This window comes from Acinetobacter lwoffii, from assembly GCF_049367455.1.
GTDB lineage: Bacteria > Pseudomonadota > Gammaproteobacteria > Pseudomonadales > Moraxellaceae > Acinetobacter > Acinetobacter lwoffii_W.
This window is the reverse complement of the sequence record NZ_JBMPXW010000001.1, coordinates 516,284-535,083: the sequence shown is the minus strand read 5'-3', so window position 1 is coordinate 535,083 and position 18,800 is coordinate 516,284. Positions and strand designations below refer to the sequence as shown.

Genomic DNA, 18,800 nt, shown 5'->3' with positions numbered 1-18,800 from the left:
ATAGTTCCTGAAGTCTTGGCTTAAGTATGCCATATTTTGCTTAAACTGCTGCTCTGGTCAATTGTGATCAATTGTTTAAACAGCCAATAAAAAAGGCCGCTTACGCGACCTTTTTTAATTAAATCAGCAATTAAGCAGATTAACCGCAGCAATAAGTTCTGCTTGACGAGTTTTTAACGCTTCCGGTAAACGCTCACCTAGCTTATCGAACAATTCAGTATGGCTTTCAAGCTCTTTGATCCATTGATCTTTGTCTTGAGAAGTTACTAGGTCAAACTGTTCTTTAGTGAAGTCAGAACCAGTCCAGTTCAGCTGTTCGTAAGTAGGAACTAGGCCGATTGGTGTTTCAACAGCATCAGCACGACCTTCACAACGGTCAATGATCCACTCAAGAACACGCATGTTTTGACCGAAACCAGGCCATACGAAGTTGCCTTCAGCATCACGACGGAACCAGTTCACGTTGTAGATACCTGGAAGTTTGTTGCCAGCAGCAGCAGCTTTCGCACCTACTTGCTCACCCATTTCTAACCAGTGCGTGAAGTAATCTGCCATGTTGTAGCCCGCGAATGGAAGCATCGCGAACGGGTCACGACGAACAACACCTTGTTGACCAACAGCAGCAGCAGTTGTTTCAGAGCCCATCGTTGCAGCTTTGTAAACACCGTCAACCCAGTCAAATGCTTCTGAAATTAGAGGCACAGTGTCTGCACGGCGACCACCGAAGATGAACGCAGAAATTGGCACGCCAGCTGGATTTTCCCAGTCAGCGTCAATAGAAGGGCATTGACCAGCTGCAACTGTGAAACGAGCATTTGGATGCGCTGCTTTTTCTTCGCCAGTGTGTGGTTGACCTTTCCAGTTAGTCAGGTTGGCAGGCGCTTCTTTAGTCAGACCTTCCCACCATACTTCACCGTTGTCAGTCACAGCGACGTTTGTATAAATCACGTCTTTGTGCATGGTTGCCATACAGTTCGGGTTGGTCTTGGTGTTGGTACCAGGCGCTACACCGAAGAAGCCAGCTTCAGGGTTGATTGCATATAAGCGACCGTCTTCACCTGGTTTGATCCAAGCAATATCGTCACCTACAGTTTCAATCTTCCAGCCTTCATAGCCTGCTGGTGGAATCAACATAGCGAAGTTTGTTTTACCACATGCAGATGGGAATGCAGCTGCGATGTAGTGTTTTTCGCCTTGTGGATTGGTCACGCCAAGGATCAGCATGTGTTCAGCTAACCAGCCTTGTTGACGACCCATGAATGATGCAATACGTAATGCTAGGCATTTTTTACCCAACAATGCGTTACCGCCATAACCAGAACCATAAGACCAGATCTCACGCGTTTCTGGGTAATGCACGATGTATTTTTCTTTGTTGCAAGGCCATGCAACATCTTTTTCGCCGTTCGCAAGCGGAGCACCTACAGTGTGTACGCAAGGAACGTATTCACCGTCAGTACCAAGAACGTCATAAACAGCTTTACCCATGCGAGCCATTTTAGACATGCTTACTGCAACGTAAGGAGAGTCAGTTAACTCGATACCGATATGAGCGATATGAGAACCCAATGGACCCATTGAGAATGGAACCACATAAAGTGTACGACCTGCCATTGAACCGTCAAATAAACCGTTCAATTTTTCGCGCATGACAGCAGGTGCTTCCCAGTTGTTGGTCGCGCCAGCATCGTCTTTGTTTTCAGAACAGATGTAAGTACGATCTTCAACACGTGCTACGTCAGACGGATCAGAATTTGCAAGATAAGAACCAGGATGAGTTTCTTGATTCAGCGCTTGCATTGTGCCGTTAGCGATCATCAAGTCGATATAACGTTGATATTCTTCTGCGCTACCGTCACACCATTCAATTTTTGCTGGTTTTGTTAATTTAGCAATCTCTTCCACCCAAGCAATAAGCTTAGGGTGACGAACGAATTCTGGTGCGTTCACTTGGGTCATGGTGAGGCCTATCTCAAATGTGTACAAATTAGATGTACAAAGTACAATCCGAGCAATAAAAAATATCGCCCAGATGAAATATGAAAAAAAGTGGCTGTATTAAAGCATAAAATGATAAAAAAAATAAGACCAAAGAAGTGCTAGATTTCTTTTGGAATATAATGCTATTTTATTTATAAATATAAGTAAAACAACAAGATAAAACTAAATATTTGAATTATTGATTCTATTTATTTAAATGATGAATGGTATTTATTTTAAAAATTAATATTAAAATCATTATCTTAATTTTATAAGATCTCTAATATTCATTATTGATTAAATAAATGGTTGCCATTTGAATTTTACATAAAGCCACTGTTAATTGTCTATGAATTGGACAAAATGCCAATAGGCTTCAATGAAATTGCGCGAAAAATGTCTAATCAATCTAAACCCTTATCGCTGATTTTTAATCACAAAGCTGGTTTTCGCATACAGGGGCCAGAAGGCATTTATGAACAGCTGATCGATATATTTTCAGCGCAGGGTTATCAAACTAAAGCTTATGAAATCAATGATTCACAGCAATTTGATAAAATTATGGTTGAGGTGCTTGAACAGCATTTGGCATCTAGCGAGTCAGGAATCATCGTTGCGGCAGGCGGAGATGGCACTTTAAATACAGTCGCCAAACATGTGTTGAATACGCAAATTCCTGTCGGTATTTTGCCTTTAGGGACTTTTAACTATGTGGCGAGATTATTGGGGATTCCGCTGGATTTGCTTGAAGCGGCAAAAGTGATTGTGACAGGACAGCCACAACGTATGAATGTTGCTCGGATCAATCAGGAAATTTATCTGAATAATGCCAGTTTAGGTCTATATCCTTTATTTATTAAAAAACGTGAAGACTATAATCGTATTTTTGGTCGCTTACCGCTACATGCCTATACTTCTGCACTGGATGTTTTAATTCGCGACCGTAAAGAATTAAAACTAAAAATCTGGGTGGATCAAAAGAAATATCCGGTAAAAACACCACTGATTTTTTTTGGCAATAATCCCTTGCAACTGGCGGATATGAAAATGCGCATTGCAGAAGCGGCTGAAAAAGGCAAAGTGGCGGGAGTTGTAGTTTCTAAAAGTGATAAGCTTACTTTATTTAAGCTAGTGTATCAGCTGATTCGTGGCAAGATTGACCAGGCATCGGATGTTTATAGTTTTGCAGCCGATCAAGTTCGAATCGAATCCCGAGCCAAGAAACTGATGGTAGCGATTGATGGGGAAATTGTGGAAATGGCCCCGCCACTCAATATTTCTGTATTAAAAGATAGCCTAAACGTAATGGTGCCACATGATCCTGCATCTGTCTGATCTGCATTTTGGAACAGAGAAGCCGGAGTGTTTAGAAGCGATTCGGCATTTCTGTCAGACCCATCCACTTGAAGCCGTCGTCATCAGTGGTGACCTGACTCAGCGCGCACGTTTGGGTCAATTCTTTGCCTGCAAAAAATTTTTAGATCAGCTCAATACGCCTTATATGGTGATCCCAGGGAATCATGATATTCCGCTCTATCATTTATGGAATCGGCTTTTCAATCCATTTACCCGTTACCAGATTTTTTTTGGTGAATTGGAGCCAATCTTTGAAACTGAAAATTTTTATCTGATTGGAGTGAATTCGATTCGACGCCGGTATCATACCAAAGGGCATTTATCGCTTGAGCAGATTCAGCGCATTGATTTGCAACTGGCTCAGGCGCCTGCGTCCAAATTAAAAATCATTGTCAGCCATCAACCTTTTTATGTGCCTTTTCAAAATAAGCGCGGTTTCAAGGACAGCCCACTGATGGCTAAAATTGCTTTAGAGGCCTGGGCAGAGCATGGTCTGTTTGCGGTGTTGCATGGGCATCTGCATCAACCGGCGATTTATGATTTGAACCAGATGTTTGGATTGGGGATGGATCATCCTGTATATGATGTACATGCGGGGACTTCTGCGTCAAATCGTTTGCATAAAAATGAACCCAACAGCTTTAATCTGATTGATGCCACAGGAAAAATTTCTCAATATTTGTTCGATGAAGTGGCGCAAGCCTTTATGTTGAAAGCTGATCTGCCGAATAAATAGACGAAAACCTATGATTCGTTAAAAAAAACCAATTTTTTTTCATTTTTGCCCTTGAAGCGTTTTATTCCATCTCCATAAAAGTGACATCAAAAATTTTTGATGATGACCCATGGAATAATTAAGTCGTCATCAGTGACCTAAAAAAGACTTAGTCTGATGGAGTTATTTATGAGCAACATTCGTCCATTACATGACCGCGTTGTTATTCGTCGTGTTGAAGAAGAAACTAAAACAGCTGGAGGCATTTTACTTCCAGGTTCGGCTGCTGAAAAACCTGCTCAAGGTGAAATCATTGCAGTTGGTAATGGTCAAATCACTGACAATGGCGTACGCGCGTTAGACGTAAAAGTTGGCGACAAAGTATTGTTCGGTACTTATGCAGGTACTACTGTAAAAGTAAACGGCGAAGAGCTTTTAATCATGAAAGAATCTGACATTTTAGCGGTATTAGAAGCTTAATCTGCGCTAAAAAGTTTTATTCGTTCCAAATCAGATTTTGTAAAGATACAACAATATTCGGAGTCAAATATGTCAGCTAAAGACGTAAAATTTGGTGATTCAGCTCGTTCAAAAATGATTGCTGGTGTAAACACCCTTGCAGATGCAGTAAAGGTTACTTTGGGTCCTAAGGGCCGTAATGTTGTTATCGACCGTTCTTTTGGTGCACCGCACATCACTAAAGATGGTGTCACTGTTGCCAAAGAAATTACGCTGAAAGACAAGTTCGAGAACATGGGTGCTCAACTGGTTCGTGAAGTTTCTTCAAAAACTAACGATATCGCAGGTGATGGTACAACGACTGCAACTGTATTGGCACAAGCAATTTTGAATGAAGGCATCAAGTCAGTAACAGCGGGTATGAACCCAATGGACTTGAAACGCGGTATCGATATTGCGGTACGTTCTGTAGTTGAAAACATCAAGGCAACTGCAAAACCAGCATCAGACTCTAAAGCGATTGAACAAGTAGGTTCGATCTCTGCTAACTCTGATACGACTGTAGGTCAGCTGATTGCGCAAGCAATGGAAAAAGTGGGCAAAGAAGGCGTGATCACGGTTGAAGAAGGTTCAGGCTTTGAAGATTCGCTTGACGTAGTTGAAGGTATGCAGTTCGACCGCGGTTATATTTCTCCGTACTTCGCGAACAAGCAAGATACTTTAACAGCTGAACTTGAAAATCCATTCATTCTTCTTGTTGATAAAAAAATCAGCAATATTCGTGAATTGATTACAGTACTTGAAGCTGTTGCTAAAACTGGCAAACCGCTTTTAATCATTTCTGAAGATGTTGAAGGCGAAGCGCTTGCGACGCTTGTTGTCAACAACATGCGCGGTATTATCAAAGTATGTGCGGTGAAAGCACCTGGTTTTGGTGATCGTCGTAAAGCTATGCTTCAAGACATCGCGATCTTGACTGGCGGTACTGTGATTTCTGAAGAAATCGGCATGCAGCTGGATCAAACGACGCTTGATCACTTGGGTACAGCACATAAAGTAACTGTATCTAAAGAAAATACTGTAATTGTAGATGGTGCTGGTAATGCTGGCCAAATCGCTGACCGTGTACAGCAAATCCGTGCACAGATCGAAGAATCTACTTCAGAATATGACAAAGAAAAACTTCAAGAGCGTGTAGCGAAACTTGCTGGCGGTGTTGCTGTCATCAAAATCGGTGCTGCAACTGAAGTTGCAATGAAAGAGAAAAAAGACCGTGTAGATGACGCGCTTCATGCGACTCGCGCTGCAGTTGAAGAAGGTGTCGTTGCGGGTGGTGGTGTTGCACTAGTACGTGCTGCATCTGCACTTGAAGGCGTAACAGGCGCGAATGATGACCAAAACGTCGGTATCAACATTCTTCGTCGTGCGATTGAAGCACCGCTTCGTCAAATCGTATCTAACGCAGGTGATGAGCCTTCTGTAGTGATCAACGCTGTGAAGAATGGCGAAGGTAACTTCGGTTATAATGCTGCAACTGGCGAATATGGCGATATGCTGGAAATGGGTATTCTTGACCCTGCTAAAGTAACGCGTTCTGCACTTGAGCACGCCGCTTCTGTTGCTGGCTTGATGCTGACCACTGAATGCATGATCACTGAAATCCCAGAAGACAAACCTGCAATGCCTGATATGGGTGGCATGGGTGGTATGGGCGGCATGATGTAATTCATCATCCGAGCATTTCATAAAAAATCCCCGCAATAGCGGGGATTTTTTTATGCGTTTACAAAATTATGATGCGGACTTTTTAACTAATTTATAATTTAAATTACTGTCGATTTTTTTACCTGATTTCATCTCGCGTGCTTCAATAAAATTTTCACCAACAAAGAATTTACGGTTTTTAGCTTTGTTATCTAATGTGATGATTGAAGGATCTTGAGGGTCAAAACTGAAACTGCCTTTAGTTTCGGTCTCATTATTTCCAGCTTTACCTAAAAATTCCTCATTTAGCTCATAAGTTTTATCCGGATTGAGATCTAACTCGACCTTAATCCCTTCACAGTCAGCACAAGGAAAAACACCTTCATATTCACCTGCCCAATCTAGTGAGGTTTCTGCGCTATCAGCACGGTTCACACCGGTATCTGCGTTATTTTGCTCCATCATGGCTGGGCTGGATTGAGCATTATTATTCGTCGGCTCATTATCATTGGGCTTTGAACAGGCGGTTAAAGCTCCTGCAATAACGACTGCTATCGCAGCAGTAAGCGTTAATTTTTTCATTGTTTTGACCCTATTAAATTATTTGTTATGAATTACATTAAAAGTAGTCAGTACAGATAAATAGGGCAATCTTGTTAAAGTTTGATTCATTAGGTGAATCAGGCCAGAGTTATTGATAAGTGAGTAGGATTTAAGAATTTTTAGCCAAGTTTAAAGTCACTTTATGCTGTTTCGTTAACTAATTCTGAACGCTATGATTAGAAAATAATGATAATGCGGAGGGGATAATGAAATTAGAACAAGAAAATAATTTGATTGCAAAAATTTATGATGCTGCTGTATTGCCATCTTTGTGGCTGGACGTGATCAAAGATATCGTGAGCTATACTAAAAGTAAGAGTGCAATTTTTACCGGTCTGGATCAGCTTAATCCAGGCTATGATTTTGTTTATACGCACAATATCCCGAATGAAAGTTTGGTCGCTTATCAAGATGAGCGTATCAGAGTGATTGATATGGAACTGCATATGCCCTTATGGAATGCGATCGAGATGGGCGATGCACTGAGTCACAATTGTCAGCACTATGCAGAACAGCCGGGTACAGATCACTATGTGTTCTATGAAAAATGTTTAAAGCCTGGCGGTGTATCTTATCTGGCGGGCGTATTGCTGGATCGGGGAAATTATCGTTGGGCGGTACTGGGTATTCATCGTGCTCCTGAGGTGCAGCCTTTTGAACAGCCTGAGCTGGATTTTCTAAGACGTATCAGTATTCATTTACGCCGGGCTTTGCAAATTCACCGGCAAATCAACCTGATTCAGCAAGATAATTTAAGCTTGTATACCGTATTGGACAGTTTAAAAACCGGAATTGTACTGCTCGATCAAAACCTGTGTTTAAGTTATTCCAATCCTGTTGCGCAAAAGATGCTTGATCAAAGTTCATGTCTGGATCTGGATATACATAACCGTCTAAAAACCAATTATGCTCAGCAGATACGTTTTGATCAGCTATTAGAAAGTGCTTTGCTGGAAGATACGACCATTCAGACTGAAGTGGGTGGAGTCTTGGCGTTGAGTGATGGGGCAGGCTCACAATTCATGCTGACGGTGGTGCCCTTTAAGAAATTAAGAAATATGCAACATTTACAGTCTGCTCAGCATCAGATTGCCTTATTTATGACGGATAAAAACCAGCATTATTCCCTGTCAAGAACTTACCTACAACAGTGTTACCAGCTTTCCAAACGAGAGTTTGATTTATGTGAGTTGTTAATTAATGGTTATAAAATAGAAGATATTGCAGAACAGTGTGGCATTACGCTGAGTTCGGTACGGACGTATTTTAAAAATATTTATGAAAAAACCCAATGTTGTTCGCAAATCGAACTGATGCATTTATTGATGGGTTGTACCATTCAATTTGAACATATTGATTAAACCGGCCTGAATTTCATATTCAAGTCGGTTTATGTGGATTATTTAACACGTTGTAAGGTTACAGGATCTTCACCTTGCGGATGTAAGATAAGATTGTTGTTAGATATATTGATGCTTGCAATTGTCTTACTGCCATTTGAACTATCTTGTAATCCACCACACTCGTTGGTATCGAATAATACCTCGGTTGTGGTGAGAGTATTTGCTGACAATGTATATTTGCCATATTCAATCCCTGGCCAACCACAGTCATCTCCACCTTCAGTGTCTAGGAAGAAATAATAGTTGTTATCAAAGAAAGCAAATAGATGTGTTTCATTGAGTCGCCACGTGCCGACGAGACTATTAGACTGCTTAACTCGATTTAAACGGTATTCAGCATTAACGCCTGGTTCAGTAAGAATTAATTGAGTTCCATTAAAGTTTAAAGAATAAGGTTTATTCTCGGCAGGATGTGAAAGTCCCCATTCACCATTGGTGTCATGTAGGATTTCCGGTTCAATCACGGTTGTTGTTGCATTCCATTTTAAGCGGCCCATTTCAATGCCTGCTTGACCACTCTCATCTTTTGCTTCTGCTTCACCTAGTGCATAGCGTCCATCTTCCAGAATGTGAATCAACACAGCAGTGTTATCGGTACGGTTAATCTCCCACGTACCGGCAATATCTTTGTAGAAGGTCGCTTGGAAGTTTTCTGAAGCTTTTTCTGATGTTATCAACTGATCTGGTGTGATGGCTGTTTTGGTGACAACTTCATTTATGAATTCGGTGGTACTTTGGTTAAAATTAAGCTTTACAGCAGTGAAGGCTGTTTTAGTGTCATCACTAATCTGAATGCCATCGCTATGATCACCTTTTCCATCTAAGGATTGTAAAAAAACCATAAGGTTGATACGCGCATTTTCACTTTCGACTAAATCTAATGGTGTGATACGCTCCTTTGCTTCAATTTCATCACCGAGTTGTACACCCCCAATAAAGAATTTTACTTTTTCATCATCATTAAATTTAAATTCTCCTTTTTCGTTGGTAACTCCTGTTGCACCACTACTGGTGATATAGGTCACCCCTGAAATGATTCCGTCCGTCAGTACGCCGGTTTGGGTGCCAACATTGTTTGCTGGAGGTGTACTGGCATTATCATCCGAACCGCCGCAGGCACTAAGTAACCCCGCTAAAGCAATACAAAGTAAAGTCTTTTTCATTAGAATCTTCCTGAAATTTATAATGTGGATTCAGTATAAAAAGACCCTCGTTTTTGCCATATCCCAAAATTAGGAGGTCAAGAGCTTTTTAATGCATGGATCCTTTAAATTAGAAAGAAATTTCTATTGATATTGGAAAGCAATCTGAACTATCCGTAAATTGATGTATGAGATAAGTTTAAGGTGGAAAAAATAATCAACTATTCATTTAAAAATTCCAATTATACAAATATAGATTAATTGTTTATTTATTGCTCATAGAGCACTATCTATATTTGCCTAGGTTGCTAAAATTCGCACAATTTTGAATAGAATTGGTGCGTGACGTGTTTGAGAAGTTAGCAGAACAAAGCCTGAACCTGATGGGTTGGGAAATTGATAACCATTGGCCCCTAGATTTAGACCAATGTGTCATGATTGCTGCTCCTCATACCAGTAATTGGGATGCATTGTATGCGCGACTGGCCTTAAAAGCATTGGGCGTAAATGTTCGCTTAACCATTAAAGACAGTTACATGAAATTGCCACTTGGGCCTTTTGTGCGTGCTATGGGCGGTATCGGGATTGATCGCCGTCCTAAACAGCCGGGTGAGCCTCGTCCGAGCATGGTTCAGCTGATGACAGACTTATTCAAGACTCATCCTAAACTGGTCATGCTGGTCACGCCAGAAGCAACTCGTGCCAAACAGGAACAGTGGAAGACAGGTTTTTATCATGTAGCGATTAGTGCCGGTGTGCCGATTGCATTGGCCTATATGGACTATGCCAAGAAGAAAACTGGCGTAGGTAAAATCGTTTATCCGACAGGGGATTATGAAAAAGATATGGCAGAAATCATGGCATTTTATGCAGAGATTCAACCAAAATTCCCTGAATGCTTTAGTGTAGATCAGCGCTATTATCAGAATTAAAATTGAGTTGAAAAAAAGCAGGAAAATTCTCCTGCTTTTTTATTGCCTAATCATCATGAAGATTGACAGACTTAAGAGGCATGTTCAGAAGTCGGCAAAATTCCACCCAGATTTTGGCAGGCATCTTTATACAGATCATATTGCTGTTCCACCACTTCATGCAATGGCAGGTCAAATAACTCTTCACCCTGATGATACTGTTTGATATAAGATTCGACTTTGGATTTGCTGCTATACAACATCTGCTGATAATAGTCGGTCATACTGCTATGTGGCATTTGGGCGGTATCTACCTTGGCACAATGGAAATTTTGCAGTAATTGTTCGGACTTCTTCAAATCGCTGGACATACAACCTGCTAGTAGCAAGGTACTGAGCAATGTCGTGATAAATTTCATGGAAAGTAGACTAAAGGTTTTATGGGAGCGCACTATTGTAGAAGTAAAACCCGGTCACAAAACCTTTTTAATCTACCAAATGGTTAAAAAATAGAACAACAGAATTTGAAAATCCAAGTCCATTCTCTAAACATCTAACCTTTAACCAAGCCGCCATCTACAATTAGGTTTTGTCCTGTGACAGCACGTGAATAAGGTGACAAAAACATCAGGATTGCAGCAGCGAATTCTTCGGGTGTAATCACGCGGCGTAAAGGCGTCGATTGAGCAATCAGGTCAAAGACAATGTCAGGTGTGGCCTTACTGGCATCCGTGGTTTGTAACAGGCCACCAGAGAGCATATTCACATTGATGCCATATTGTCCCAAGTCCTGCGCCGTGGTGCGGGTAAAGGCCAATAATGCAGCTTTGGCGGTGGTATAGTCATGATAAGGAACCACCGGATTTTGCACCAGGTTTGTACCAATATTCACGATCCGGCCAAACCCTGCCTGTTTCATATCATCCAGAGCGGCTTGTGTGGTATTTAAGGCAGCCTGTACTGCACCGCTAAATTGCCGTTGCAACATTTCCCAAGTCAGCGTTTCTACTTTAGGGCGTGCATCGCCATTAAATTCAAATTGAATCAGTGCATTATTGACTACAGCATGAATTGCTTCACCGAAATGGGTTTTAGCCGCGGCAAATAACGCGCGTACCTGATCAACTTGGGTCACATCTGCCTGATAAATAAAGACTTGGTCTGGATGTTGCTGGGCCAGCTGTTCAGCTTGCTGCTGACTGCTATGATAATTGACGACCACGCGCGCACCCTCAGCCAGTAAAGCTTGAGTAATGGCCAAACCCAAACCACGCGCACCGCCCGTAACAAGAACAATCTGATCACGAATTTGCATAATGATGATCTATATTGTGAAAGATTGGCCTTAACATAGCAGTTATTTCACCGGATTCAAGCTTTGGCGGGGGGAAGACAGATTCGGCTTGATCTTGTGCTTAAATGAATTGGGGCGCTAATAGAAAACAGCCTGCGCTCAAGAGTAAACTTAAGATCACGCGTTTAAACAGTAATTCTGAAATTTTATAAAATAGCTTTGCGCCTAAAATTGCCGGAATACTCACAAAAACAATCAGCAAGGCCATATAGGGTAAATGGCTTTGATTGATCAGGCCTTGCCATACATAAGTACCCAGCGTGAAAAGCTGAATTGCAAAATTAAAGTGCCGTAAAATATAGCGCTGCTGGGTTTTGGGTAATTGTTTTAACATCACCCAGGCCGAAGGAATGGCACCGCAAAAACCGCCCAGTCCTCCTAAAATTCCGCCAATAAAACCGATGCAGCTATCAGTCAATTTTCCTGAATGCTGAATTGTTTTGAATTGCGGATTGAATAGCATCACCGGACACCACAGTACCAGAAAAAATCCCAAGATCATCTTAAAGGTATCTGCTTGAATGATCTGCAACAGATAAGTACCCAGCGGCACGCCAATCAGACCAGCAATCAGATAAGGCAGCACCAACTGCCTGGATAAAACTAGCTGCTTTTTTTCCTGACTGAGTGAAATCACATGACTCCAGATCGAGGCAAATACCAGCAAGGGCGCGGCCAGTTGCGGAGGCAGCACCCAGACCCAGAAAGACATGGCGATCAGGGCAAAGGCAAAGCCGGTCAGCCCCTGGACAAAACCTGCGACCATTGCACCAAGAATAAATAACAGCCAAGTCATAAAGATCAGGTCATAAGCAAAGGCAGCAGTATTCTCAAGATTTAAACAAAAGCCAAGCTTCCATTTAGCTGGATTTATGCAAATGAAAGTTCAAATTCTCATAAAAGCATGCATGCTAATTAAGAAAAAAGAGGTTTACGGCCATGCATAAAACATGCATAAATCTCTACAAGAGTGCAACAATGGCTCCGTTCACTCTCCATGAACTCGCCTGATACTGACAGAGTGCAGTAAGAGGTGATGGACATGATGAAAAAAGTGATATTACTTTCTGTATTGGCTGTGTCATTAACCGGTTGTGTGGTTGATCCTTGGGATGATGATTATCGTGGCAACAGAGATCGTAATGGACATTATGATCGAGACCACAGAGATCATGACTGGAAAAATAAGGACCATAAAGATCATCGGGATTGGAAACGTGACCGAGATAACCGCGACTGGCGCCGTGATCGTTAATCACAGTCTTTAAATTTGACTGACTACAATGACAAAAAGGATTCCACAGAGGAATCCTTTTTTAATGCCTCTTCAAAACAATTTAAATCAAGAAATACTTTTTTGATAAAGCCCGGCACGAACTGTACCGGCTTTGGTATTTTTAATTAAGTGCCATGAGGATGGCAATTTAAGCAATTTTAAATCACGGTCTGCTTCTACATAAATATAGGCATTGTCCTTGATCAGAGGATCTGCCTTTAGCGCGAGTTCTTCCCATAAATCTAAACTATATGGCGGATCCAGAAAAACCAGATCAAACTGTGCCTGAAGGGTAGACAAAGCTTGCTGCGCCGTAGCCACTTTTAATTGCGCACGTGCTTTGGTGACTTTTAAAAGTTCCAGATTTTGGGTCAGAAATTGTGCCTGAGTACGATCCGGTTCAATCATCACCACTGATGCAGCACCACGCGATAATGCCTCAAACGCCAATGCCCCAGAGCCAGCACAAATATCCAACACCTGTGCATTTTGTACATCCCACATCAGCCAGTTAAACAGTGTTTCCCGAACACGGTCAGGCGTCGGGCGCAAACCCTCAATGCTGGAAAAAGGCAGTTGGCGGCGTTTCCAGTCACCACCAATAATTCGAAGCTGGTTTTTCATCTTTAATCTCGCTCTACCGGTGTCGGAGCAGGTGTTGCTGCGGGAGATGCAGTCGTATTTGCAGAACTCGGAGCAGTCGTTTCGGGCTGGTCACTGGCTGGAACGGCACTAGATGCTGCATCTTGACTTAACATACCTGCACCACTTGGTAATTCAGCTGGCTTGATTCCGGCCGTCATCAGACCACCACTTAATTGGTGGCCTTGTGGGCGTACCGGATTTTTATCTTTATGCAGTAACCAGTAATCAAAAATTGGACGGGCCAGAGCCGTTGCGGCACTACCACCGCGACCATTTTCCAGAATAACTGCAATCGCGATTTCAGGATTTTCAGCAGGTGCAAAACCGACAAACAGGCCATGATCCAGCTGACGGTCAGTCAATAAGGATTCATTATAGCGCTTGCCCTGAGCAATACTTTTTACCTGCGCCGTACCGGTTTTTCCGGCAATAGAATATTGTAAGCCGCTTTTGATGCCTCGGCCTGTACCGGATTGAATTACGTCCACCATCGCATCACGCATCTTGATCCAGTCTTCTTCCTGACCATTAAAATCGATCTTGCCATGCGTGCCATTATGCACCTTGAACGGTTTGACACCGCGACTTTCGCGCAGAACATGGGGAATGACTTTATTGCCATGGTTGGCGGTAATGGCTGTGGCCATAGCCAGCTGCAATGGCGTTGAAGTAAAAGCACCCTGACCAATACTGACAGAAATGGTTTCACCACGTGACCATTTGGCCTTGCGGGTACGCATTTTCCATTCCGGGTTTGGATACAGTCCTGAGCTTTCACTTGGTAAGTCCACCCCGGTTTTTTCCCCAAAGCCAAACTGACGCATCCAGGTATTCATTTTTTCAATACCCATGCGGTAGGACATGACATAGAAATAAGTATCACAGGAGACGACTTGGGCCTTATGCATATTCACTGCGCCATGCCCGGATTTTTTATGGTCACGGAAACGGTGACTGTCTCCCGGCAGGCTGAAATAACCCGGATCAGAAATAGTGGTATCCCAGTCCACCAAACCATGATGCAGACCACCGAGTGCAAACATTGGTTTAATAGTAGAGCCAGGCGGATAAACCCCTTGTACGGCACGGTTATATAAAGGTTGATCAAGGTTATCACGCAGGAACGAATAATCTTTGGTGCTGATCCCGGTCACAAACAGGTTAGGGTTAAAACTTGGACTGGAGACCAGCGCCAGAATTTCCCCGGTTTTGGGATTCATCGCCACAATCGCGCCACGACGCCCGGCCAGTTGCTCCGAAGCGACTACCTGCAAGCCGTAATCCAGTGACAGGAACAGATCATTACCACGTACCGGATCTTTACGGCCCAAATGACGCAGCACATTACCAAAGGCATCTGCTTCTACCGATTCATTTCCCGGCACACCATGTAAAAGTTCTTCATAAGATTTTTCTACCCCGATTTTTCCGATCAGGTTGGTTCCGGCATAGAGATCTTTATCAATGGCTTTCAGTTCTTTGTCATTAATACGACCGACATAACCAATCACATGTGCGAACAGATCGCCATGCGGATAATAGCGAGTCATCTGGGTTTCAATATTCACGCCCGGAAATTGATATTTAACTTCACTAAAACGGGCAATATCATTTTCATTCAGGTTGAGCTTGATCGAAACCCGTTCGGTCTTACGTGCTGTTTTAATCCGGGTTTGAAAGCGTTCAAGATCTTCTTCGGTCAGTTCCAGAATCGGTTTCAGGCGTTCGAGCGTTTGATCGATATCCTGTACATCAGCACGACTTAAAGTGGCAGTAAATACTGGGTAATTATCGGCCAGCAGAACGCCGTTACGGTCATAAATATAACCGCGCGCTGGAGGCAAGGGTTGCAGACGAATCCGGTTTTCATCAGAAGCTGTAGTAAAGCTTTCAAAGTTAAACAGTTGCAAATAGGCATAGCGGCTGACCAGCAGCAGCATAAAGAAAATGACAATCCCCATGGAAATCAAGACTCGACTGCGATAGATGCGCTTTTCTTGTTGTGCGTTTTTTAAAGGAAAGTGCTGCTTCATACGCGATCGACTTAAGACCTGAGAGTGGTAGAAAAGAATCAAAGTGGAGTATTCTAACGCAACTGCACTTGATTTGATAATGAAAAACTGCCCTTACAATCAGTTCCTTTAAGCTTTGACTTTGCAGACATTAAAATTGTAAAGTGCTGTATATAAGAGTTGTGATAATTCTGCTAGAGTAAAATCTAATAAAAATAGGACTATACCAAAAACTATAATTAAGGAAGATGGTGAAGGAATGAACAAGGTTTACCCTTTGTTAGCGTTTGCATTGTGGGCGAACGGGGCTTATGCACATGATCAGATTAATAATACTGCAACCAAAATAGAGCCTGCTCAGGCAAAAGCCTTTAATGTGGGTGTTGGTTTTACCCAGAAATTACTGCATTTAAATACCGAATGGGTGAACCCTTATGGGATTGCTTATGTGAAAGGTGGTGTTTTTCTGGATGATGATCGTACGATTGGCGGTCAGGCAGGCTTTCGTTATCCTGCACATCTCACCGGCAAAGACAAAAATGGTTATTATGTCGGGGTTTATGCCGGTCATATCGACAGCAAACAGGTTGATGGCGAGTATGAAGGCCGTTTAGGTGCTGGCGTTGATTTGGCCTATGTTTTGCTTAGTTCAGAACGGATCAGCAGTTTTAGTATCGGGATCGGTGCCGGAGAGAAACTCGAAGACCGAAATGGTCGTGCTGTGGCTGAAACAGAACCCCGGCTACAATTTTCCTATACTTTAAGTATCGGTTTATAGACAAAATATTCGACCTTATTAATATGTGTATTCTGTGAACAAAAAATTAAATATGGAAGTTATGCATGCTTGAGTACGTCAACGAGTTGTGGCAAACCTTTGTAAACCGCCCGGATTTTTGGGCCGTGCTCAGCATTATTCCAGTGACTGCATTTGTAACCTGGGCTCACGTCTGGATGGCGCTGAAAATGGTCTTTTATCCGATCAATTTTTGGGGTTTCCATCTCGGGCCTTTACCTGTGGGCTGGCAAGGGATTGTGCCACGCAAAGCTGGACGTATTTCAGGCATTATTACCGATAACACACTGTCAAAATTAGGCTCTATCCGCGAATTTTTACAGGCGATGGATCCGGATGATATGGCACAGATCATTGGCGAGCAGGTCGGTTTCGAACTGGAACATCTGATTGATGAAGTGATGATGGATCGCAATGCGGTGCTCTGGGAAAACCTACCTTTTGCTATTAAGCGCAGAATTTATGCACAAGCACAAAAACAAATGCCGGCAATTTTGCGTGAATTAGTGACTGAGCTGACCATGAACGTCGAGTCACTTGTAGATATGCGTGAAATGGTAGTGAGCCAGATGGAAGGCGACCGTCGCTTGATGGTGCGTATGTTCCTGAAGGTGGGTCAAAAAGAGATCAATTTTATCTGGCATATCAGTGCCCTCATCGGGATGTTCTTTGGGATTTTCCAGATGATTGTCTGGTTTGTAGTGCCGTGGCACTGGACTGTACCGTTCTGGGCTGCGATCTGGGGCTTTTTGACCAACTGGATCGCGATCTGGATGGTATTCAACCCACTCTATCCACACCCAGTAAAGTACCCGCAATTCTTTGCCCGTACCACAAATCGCAAGTTTCCGTGGATTAAGCCGGTGATTCCTCGTATCGGCACCTATAACATACAAGGCGCATTTATGAAACGTCAGGATGAAGTCTCTGACGTCTTCGCAAGTGTAGTCACAGAAGACCTGATTACGTTAAAATCGATCATGACCGAGATGATGTATGGTGGCAGAAAAGACAAAACCCGCCGCATTATCAAACGTCATATTAATGAAATTATGGAAACACCCCTGGTTCGGACCTCTTTACAGCTGTCTTTAGGACCAAAAGAGTATGCAAAACTCAAGACGGACTTGATCGATCGCTCGATTGAAATTACGATGGTACCTGTATGCGACCCAGCATTTAATGCGAGCCGTGCACAGAAAATCTATCAAATGTTTAGAGACCGCATACGTGAGTTGACTCCGAAGGAGTTTCAGAATCTTTTACGTCCTGCATTTCAGGAAGATGAATGGATTCTGATTTTATTGGGTGGGGTAACCGGTTTTGTCGCGGGTTTAATCCATTTGTTTGTGGCTTTCTTATAATGAGATGCCGGGGGACACAATCGGGTGATTGTGGTCGTGGCGTCATACATATTGTTTAAATGAGGATGTTTATATATGCGCATTATCTTACTCGGACCACCTGGAGCAGGTAAAGGTACACAAGCTCAGTTGATCTGTAAGCGCTACAATATCCCACAAATTTCAACCGGTGATATGCTCCGTGCTGCAATTCGTGAAGGAACTGAATTAGGTCTACAAGCTAAAAGTGTCATGGACAATGGCGGTTTGGTTTCTGATGAGTTGATCATTGGTCTGGTAAAAGAGCGTATTGCGCAACCTGACTGTGTAAATGGCTGCATTTTTGATGGTTTCCCGCGTACTATTCCTCAAGCAGAAGCTTTGGAAAATGAAGGCATCACTATTGATCACGTGATTGAAATTGATGTACCAGATGAAGAAATCGTACAACGTCTTTCTGGCCGTCGTCAGCATCCTGCATCTGGCCGTGTCTATCACATCGTTTACAACCCGCCAAAAGTGGAAGGTAAAGATGACGAAACGGGTGAAGATCTGGTTCAACGTCCTGATGACCAGGAAGCAACCATTCGTAAGCGTCTAGGTTCTTACCATACTGAAACCGAGCAACTGGTTGGTTTCTACCAAGGCCGTGCAGCGTCTGGTGAAAATGCACCAACTTATGACAAGCTAAATGGTTTACGTCCAATCGATGAAGTTCAAACTGATCTTTTCGCGATTCTGGATCAGGCAAAATAATCGGCTGACGATGATTTTGACAATCGGAGAGCCCTAAGTCATATTAGGGCTCTTTTTTATTGCGTATTTGAACAGGGTACTTGTTGCTATGAAATTTGGCGTATTGGTGTTGATGGTAGTCTTTCTGGCAGTATTGGTAGGTCTGTTCTATTTCAGTTTTAAAATGCTCAACAAAGTACGTCAGGAAGAACGTGCTGAAAATGCAGCAAAGCGACCTGAGCGCCAGCTCCATCCAAAATTACAAGCCGAACTTGAACAGCGCAAGCAGCAGGAAAAGGCTGAACAAGATCAGGATAAATAATCCATAATAGTTCAGCTCAGCTAAGAATTTGGTTTGAACGAAAA

The 18,800-nt window shown here is 42.7% G+C and carries 19 protein-coding genes; 11 read left to right on the top strand and 8 right to left on the bottom strand.

Going from position 1 to position 18,800, the window contains the following annotated elements; translation table 11 throughout:
* Window positions 1-123 precede the first annotated feature (123 nt).
* The gene (locus ACO1B7_RS02685) at window positions 124-1,959 is read right to left on the bottom strand and encodes a phosphoenolpyruvate carboxykinase (GTP) (protein WP_423089799.1); all 1,836 of its coding nucleotides are present in this window, start codon (window positions 1,957-1,959) and stop codon (window positions 124-126) included.
* Between the two features lie 417 nt (window positions 1,960-2,376).
* Between ACO1B7_RS02685 and ACO1B7_RS02680 the strand changes: the two genes are divergently transcribed.
* The 4 genes from ACO1B7_RS02680 to groL all read left to right on the top strand — a co-directional run bounded on the left by ACO1B7_RS02680 (window position 2,377) and on the right by groL (window position 6,235).
* On the top strand, window positions 2,377-3,315 hold the full coding sequence (locus ACO1B7_RS02680; RefSeq protein WP_004279471.1) for a diacylglycerol/lipid kinase family protein: 939 nt from the start codon (window positions 2,377-2,379) through the stop codon (window positions 3,313-3,315).
* The gene (locus tag ACO1B7_RS02675) at window positions 3,296-4,072 is read left to right on the top strand and encodes a metallophosphoesterase family protein (RefSeq protein ID WP_004279472.1); all 777 of its coding nucleotides are present in this window, start codon (window positions 3,296-3,298) and stop codon (window positions 4,070-4,072) included. The genes ACO1B7_RS02680 and ACO1B7_RS02675 overlap by 20 nt, the downstream gene beginning before the upstream one ends.
* Before the next feature lie 168 nt (window positions 4,073-4,240).
* Window positions 4,241-4,531 (top strand): co-chaperone GroES, encoded by a 291-nt coding sequence (locus tag ACO1B7_RS02670; RefSeq protein ID WP_004646315.1) that lies wholly within the window; start codon window positions 4,241-4,243, stop codon window positions 4,529-4,531.
* A gap of 69 nt (window positions 4,532-4,600) precedes the next feature.
* Entirely contained in the window at window positions 4,601-6,235 is a 1,635-nt protein-coding gene (gene groL, locus ACO1B7_RS02665; RefSeq protein WP_004279474.1) for a chaperonin GroEL, read from the top strand.
* Window positions 6,236-6,301: 66 nt separating this feature from the next.
* On the opposite strand, the gene ACO1B7_RS02660 is transcribed toward groL, so the two are convergent.
* The gene (locus ACO1B7_RS02660) at window positions 6,302-6,796 is read right to left on the bottom strand and encodes a copper resistance protein NlpE (RefSeq protein ID WP_423089798.1); all 495 of its coding nucleotides are present in this window, start codon (window positions 6,794-6,796) and stop codon (window positions 6,302-6,304) included.
* Window positions 6,797-7,023: 227 nt separating this feature from the next.
* Here ACO1B7_RS02660 and ACO1B7_RS02655 point away from each other — a divergent pair, with 227 nt between their 5' ends.
* Window positions 7,024-8,178 carry a LuxR C-terminal-related transcriptional regulator gene (locus ACO1B7_RS02655; RefSeq protein ID WP_338840949.1) on the top strand — a complete coding sequence of 385 codons (1,155 nt, stop codon included), beginning with the start codon at window positions 7,024-7,026 and terminating at the stop codon, window positions 8,176-8,178.
* 38 nt (window positions 8,179-8,216) lie between these two features.
* Here ACO1B7_RS02655 and ACO1B7_RS02650 read toward each other — a convergent pair whose 3' ends face one another.
* Complete coding sequence (locus ACO1B7_RS02650; RefSeq protein ID WP_423089797.1) at window positions 8,217-9,383, bottom strand: hypothetical protein; 1,167 nt, start codon at window positions 9,381-9,383, stop codon at window positions 8,217-8,219.
* Between the two features lie 362 nt (window positions 9,384-9,745).
* On the opposite strand from ACO1B7_RS02650, the gene ACO1B7_RS02645 reads away from it, so the two are divergent.
* Window positions 9,746-10,294, top strand: coding sequence for a 1-acyl-sn-glycerol-3-phosphate acyltransferase (locus ACO1B7_RS02645; protein ID WP_171501406.1), 549 nt, complete (start codon window positions 9,746-9,748; stop codon window positions 10,292-10,294).
* 71 nt (window positions 10,295-10,365) lie between these two features.
* On the opposite strand, the gene ACO1B7_RS02640 is transcribed toward ACO1B7_RS02645, so the two are convergent.
* From ACO1B7_RS02640 to ACO1B7_RS02630, 3 genes are all read right to left on the bottom strand, one after another.
* Window positions 10,366-10,692 carry a hypothetical protein gene (locus ACO1B7_RS02640; RefSeq protein ID WP_071850601.1) on the bottom strand — a complete coding sequence of 109 codons (327 nt, stop codon included), beginning with the start codon at window positions 10,690-10,692 and terminating at the stop codon, window positions 10,366-10,368.
* Between the two features lie 134 nt (window positions 10,693-10,826).
* A complete protein-coding gene (locus ACO1B7_RS02635; protein WP_071850602.1) occupies window positions 10,827-11,588 on the bottom strand; it encodes a 3-oxoacyl-ACP reductase in 762 nt (253 codons plus the stop codon).
* A 100-nt stretch (window positions 11,589-11,688) separates the two neighbouring features.
* Window positions 11,689-12,423, bottom strand: coding sequence for a sulfite exporter TauE/SafE family protein (locus ACO1B7_RS02630; RefSeq protein WP_071850603.1), 735 nt, complete (start codon window positions 12,421-12,423; stop codon window positions 11,689-11,691).
* Between the two features lie 246 nt (window positions 12,424-12,669).
* Here ACO1B7_RS02630 and ACO1B7_RS02625 point away from each other — a divergent pair, with 246 nt between their 5' ends.
* Window positions 12,670-12,882 (top strand): hypothetical protein, encoded by a 213-nt coding sequence (locus ACO1B7_RS02625; protein ID WP_005104632.1) that lies wholly within the window; start codon window positions 12,670-12,672, stop codon window positions 12,880-12,882.
* An 87-nt stretch (window positions 12,883-12,969) separates the two neighbouring features.
* Here the strand turns inward: ACO1B7_RS02625 and rsmD are convergent, their stop codons facing one another.
* Window positions 12,970-13,527: a 16S rRNA (guanine(966)-N(2))-methyltransferase RsmD gene (gene rsmD, locus ACO1B7_RS02620; protein ID WP_129716777.1), complete on the bottom strand. Its 558-nt coding sequence runs from the start codon at window positions 13,525-13,527 to the stop codon at window positions 12,970-12,972.
* Between the two features lie 2 nt (window positions 13,528-13,529).
* Window positions 13,530-15,581 (bottom strand): penicillin-binding protein 2, encoded by a 2,052-nt coding sequence (mrdA, locus tag ACO1B7_RS02615; protein ID WP_338840951.1) that lies wholly within the window; start codon window positions 15,579-15,581, stop codon window positions 13,530-13,532.
* Window positions 15,582-15,819: 238 nt separating this feature from the next.
* Between mrdA and ACO1B7_RS02610 the strand changes: the two genes are divergently transcribed.
* From ACO1B7_RS02610 to ACO1B7_RS02595, 4 genes are all read left to right on the top strand, one after another.
* Window positions 15,820-16,338 carry a hypothetical protein gene (locus ACO1B7_RS02610; protein WP_004279486.1) on the top strand — a complete coding sequence of 173 codons (519 nt, stop codon included), beginning with the start codon at window positions 15,820-15,822 and terminating at the stop codon, window positions 16,336-16,338.
* Window positions 16,339-16,403: 65 nt separating this feature from the next.
* On the top strand, window positions 16,404-17,720 hold the full coding sequence (locus ACO1B7_RS02605) for a DUF445 domain-containing protein (RefSeq protein ID WP_423089796.1): 1,317 nt from the start codon (window positions 16,404-16,406) through the stop codon (window positions 17,718-17,720).
* Window positions 17,721-17,795: 75 nt separating this feature from the next.
* Complete coding sequence (gene adk, locus ACO1B7_RS02600) at window positions 17,796-18,455, top strand: adenylate kinase (protein ID WP_005262314.1); 660 nt, start codon at window positions 17,796-17,798, stop codon at window positions 18,453-18,455.
* Between the two features lie 88 nt (window positions 18,456-18,543).
* On the top strand, window positions 18,544-18,756 hold the full coding sequence (locus ACO1B7_RS02595; RefSeq protein ID WP_004279489.1) for a hypothetical protein: 213 nt from the start codon (window positions 18,544-18,546) through the stop codon (window positions 18,754-18,756).
* The last annotated feature ends 44 nt before the right edge of the window (window positions 18,757-18,800 follow it).